The sequence below is a fragment of the Mycobacterium sp. genome (assembly GCF_050701675.1).
GTDB lineage: Bacteria > Actinomycetota > Actinomycetes > Mycobacteriales > Mycobacteriaceae > Mycobacterium.
On record NZ_JBOGDD010000054.1, the window covers coordinates 1 to 3,586 of the forward strand.

The 3,586-nt window shown below is 64.4% G+C and carries 5 protein-coding genes; all 5 read left to right on the forward strand.

The window, feature by feature from the left end; translation table 11 throughout:
* Positions 1 to 424 precede the first annotated feature (424 nt).
* Positions 425 to 583 carry a hypothetical protein gene (locus ACRDUX_RS01700; RefSeq protein ID WP_526410401.1) on the forward strand — a complete coding sequence of 53 codons (159 nt, stop codon included), beginning with the start codon at positions 425 to 427 and terminating at the stop codon, positions 581 to 583.
* Between the two features lie 58 nt (positions 584 to 641).
* Positions 642 to 1,601: a GlxA family transcriptional regulator gene (locus ACRDUX_RS01705; RefSeq protein ID WP_526410403.1), complete on the forward strand. Its 960-nt coding sequence runs from the start codon at positions 642 to 644 to the stop codon at positions 1,599 to 1,601.
* Between the two features lie 153 nt (positions 1,602 to 1,754).
* Positions 1,755 to 1,949: a hypothetical protein gene (locus ACRDUX_RS01710; protein WP_526410405.1), complete on the forward strand. Its 195-nt coding sequence runs from the start codon at positions 1,755 to 1,757 to the stop codon at positions 1,947 to 1,949.
* An 87-nt stretch (positions 1,950 to 2,036) separates the two neighbouring features.
* Positions 2,037 to 3,245, forward strand: coding sequence for an MFS transporter (locus ACRDUX_RS01715; protein WP_526410407.1), 1,209 nt, complete (start codon positions 2,037 to 2,039; stop codon positions 3,243 to 3,245).
* Positions 3,246 to 3,276: 31 nt separating this feature from the next.
* Positions 3,277 to 3,522: a hypothetical protein gene (locus ACRDUX_RS01720; protein ID WP_526410409.1), complete on the forward strand. Its 246-nt coding sequence runs from the start codon at positions 3,277 to 3,279 to the stop codon at positions 3,520 to 3,522.
* Positions 3,523 to 3,586: the final 64 nt, after the last annotated feature.

Below are 3,586 nucleotides of genomic sequence, written 5' to 3' on the forward strand. Positions count from 1 at the left end.
CTCCAGCTGTGTCCCGACTTACACGTTGTGGTTCGCGGTCGAGCAAGGAACCAGGGTCGAGGGTAGACCGTGTCTCAACGCGCGCCCAAGTCGCTCCCTCACTCAGATGCGCCGCGGTCGGCGGCGCTCAAGTCAGGGTGGCACGATAGCGCCCCATCGCCCTTGCAGAAGACCGGTTCCGTTCGGGCGATCCCCGATGAGGGGCCGGCGGGCGCGGAAGACGCAGCCACCGGACGGCGTGTCGAGCGCAGATGGGCCCACCATGGCGAGGTTCTTTCTGACCAAGTGGCGCTCCGATTGAACGCCGCGTGGGATCGAACCTACGAATGTGATGGGGAACACGTCTTGGCCTCAAGCGCACGTCCGCTTTCGCGGTGCGCAGACCGCGTCGTCCTGTGACGCCACCTTATCGGTACGAGATCCGTTGCCGCGCAACGAAGCGGGGCGGGTCATTGGGATGCTGCTCCACGTCATCAACGAGTTTCCCTTCCCCGATGCCACCGGAGAACGTGTGCAGGAGCTGCCGCGGGCGGGTCGCCGCGGCGGCTTCGACGCGACCGCCATAGGGTTGTCCGAATCCTGACGATGTTAGGCAGAACCGCCACTGGTCGGCTCGGTGCCGATGGACCAACATCACTTTGATGGATAGCCACCGCGTCGCAGTCGTGGCTCTCGACGGTGTCACTGCGCTGGATCTCGCGATCCCTCTGGACGTCTTCACGGTGGAGCCAGGTCTTCCGTATGACGTGAGGGTCTGTGGGATAGCGGACCGCGTCACGGCTTCATCCGGCCTGATCATGGCGATCGACCACGGGCTGGACACCATGGACGAAGCCGACACCGTGATCGTGGCTGGTTATCAGCCCGTCCAGCGCCCCGTCCCTGCTCCCGTGCTTGATGGGCTGGTTACTACTCTGGCGCGAGGCGCCAGAGTGGCGTCGATCTGCACCGGCGCATTCGCGCTGGCGGCCGTCGGCCTTCTCGACGGTCGACGGGCCACCACACATTGGCAGCATCCCGGGGAACTGGAGGCACAGTTTCCCTTCGTGCAGATCGATCGGGATGTCCTGTACGTCGACAATGGCAGCGTGCTGACCTCAACGGGCATGTGTTGTGGCATCGATCTGTGCTTGCATCTGGTGATGCGCGATCTCGTTGCGGCCACAGCGAACCGGGTGGCGCGCGCGTTGGTGGCCCCGCCCCATCGCGAGGGTGGCCAGGCGCAGTTTGTTCCCGCGGCCGTCGCTATAGTCGGGGACTCGTCGTTAGCAGCCACGCGCGCATGGGGATTGAACCATCTCGCCGATCCGATCACCGTGTCAGAAATGGCCAAGCAGGCCCGGATGTCGGTGCGGACCTTCATGCGACGCTTTACCGACGAGACGGGTACCACTCCGTTGCAATGGCTGGTTAACGCGCGCATCACTGCCGCACGGGAACTGCTTGAAACTACCGACTATTCGATTGACCGGGTCGCCCAAGACTCAGGGCTGGGGTCGGCTGCGAATCTTCGGCTGCATTTCCGTCGCAGCCTGGCCACGACCCCGACGGCGTACCGACAAACCTTCTCGTGCGACTACGACAGCGCAGCGGCGGTCTAAGCCAAGTGGGCGCGGCGGTCATCGGGCCAGCCCGGGAAGTCGGTCGGCGCCGGCCGACCGTGGGCACCCGCGTGCGGCTTGCTTACCGCGTGTGGTCGGGAGCGCACTGAACGTACTCGTCCGAAAATGAGGCGTCAACGTTCCAGTGGGCCGATGGCGAACATACAAATCACAGCGATGGACACCGAGTGGGCAGTGGCGATGAGTATTCAGGCGCACATTTGTGGCGCGATCATCGATGCGGCGGCGTCCATCCCAGCGGTGGACCGTACGGCGGCCATTCCGGTGATCGCCGCGGGCGTTGGGCGCACCACGGTGGTCATTGGCCTCGGCACGATGCGGCGTTGACGATCACGCGGAACGTTCCTGCCCGGAGTGGCCGCGCGAGCCCGACGGCGCGGTGGAAGCGATCCACGGGCAACGCAGGAGGACTCGATGACCGAGCAGGCGGCGCTGCGTCCCCCGGGGAGCAGAGGCCTGGGGGTTAATGCTGCCCTGATCATCGTGTGTCAGAGCATGCAGGCCTTCGCGTTTGGCGCCGTGGCCCTTTTTCTGCCACTGATCCGTGCCGATGTAGACATCACGTTTTCCCAAGCCGGGTCTTTGGCCGCTGGGGGAACGTTGACCTATGCGTTGATGCAGGTTCCTGCTGGGATCCTCGCCGACCGCATAGATCCCAAGATCCTGTTCATCGTTGGGCTGGTCGGCGCGAACGTGTTGTCGCTGATCTTCGCGATGCTCGATGACTACGAGGCGCTGTTGGTGAACCAGGCGGCTTCGGGGGTGTGCCGCGCTCTCGTGTTCGTCCCAGGTCTGATCCTGATGCAAGGACAATTCCGGTCGGATCGCAAGGCCATGGCGATGGGGCTCTACGTGGCCGGTGGATTTTCGTCCAACATCTTGTTGAACGCGTTCGGCCCGCTGTTGGTGGGATCTATGGGTTGGCGCTGGCTGTTCGTGGTGTTCTCGATCAGCGGGCTCCTGGTCTTGATCATGTTCGCCGGCCTCGGAGATTCCGGTCGTCGCCGCCCGCACGCCGAGACGCCCGCAGGTGTGACGTTGGTGACTGTGTTGAGGCACCCGGTGGTTTGGTTGACCGGTTTCATCCAGTTCGTCCGCCTCGCGGTGGCCACCGGCACGGCATTCTGGTTGCCGAGCCTGATAGTCGAGGACAAGGGCTACTCGTTGCTCACCGCGGGCGTCGTGGTCGCCGTCGCAGCTGTGTTGACTGCCCCCTCGAACATCATCGGCGGTGTGCTCTTCGATCGGCTCGACAGGCCTCTAGCGGTCATCGCATCGTCCCTGTGCGTCATGACCGCCACTTTGGCGGCGATTCCTCACGTTGATCAGCTAGCGCCTCTGGCGGTGCTCGTCGCGGCCAACGCCGTGTGCAACCAGCTGTTCTTCGGTCCGCTGTTCGCGCTTCCCCCACGACTCCTGGGGTCAGAGAACACCGGGATGGTGTCGGGTTTCGGCAACCTGTGTGCCAACCTAGGCGGCTTCGCGTTCTCGTTCGGGCTCGGGGCGATCAAGGATGCCACTGGCTCATTCGACGTCGGACTGTACGTGTTAGCGGGACTCTGCGTCGCGGGCATGGCGGCCACGGCCACGCTGACCCGGCAATTGCGACCATTGTCGGCTTAACAGAAGTGCACCGCTCCGAGCGGTTCTCGAATTGACCGCCCTAGGACGTTGCCGACGACCGGCCGGCCAGCTCGGCGCCGATCTGCTATGGGTGAATGCGGGAGAAGTCACCGACGAAGAACTCGGTCTCCTCGCGCGCCACGGCGGGGCCATCGTGTGCACCCCGGAGATCGAGGGCGCCCAGATGACCTTCGCCCCCGTTGCGAATCGGGTGCTGCGACAGGGTGTCCCGGTGGCCTTCGGCCCGACGTCCCCGCAGTGCTCAACGGCGACATGATCGCTCAGTTGCGCATCGCCCATGTCTTGATGCGCTCCTACGACGGCCGACGCCAGCGTGACGC

Bases quoted from the DNA above. Each gene is read 5' to 3' on its own strand.
- ACRDUX_RS01705 (WP_526410403.1), top strand. From the start codon at position 642: ATGGATAGCCACCGCGTCGCAGTCGTGGCTCTCGACGGTGTCACTGCG.
- ACRDUX_RS01710 (WP_526410405.1), top strand. From the start codon at position 1,755: ATGGCGAACATACAAATCACAGCGATGGACACCGAGTGGGCAGTGGCG.
- ACRDUX_RS01715 (WP_526410407.1), top strand. From the start codon at position 2,037: ATGACCGAGCAGGCGGCGCTGCGTCCCCCGGGGAGCAGAGGCCTGGGG.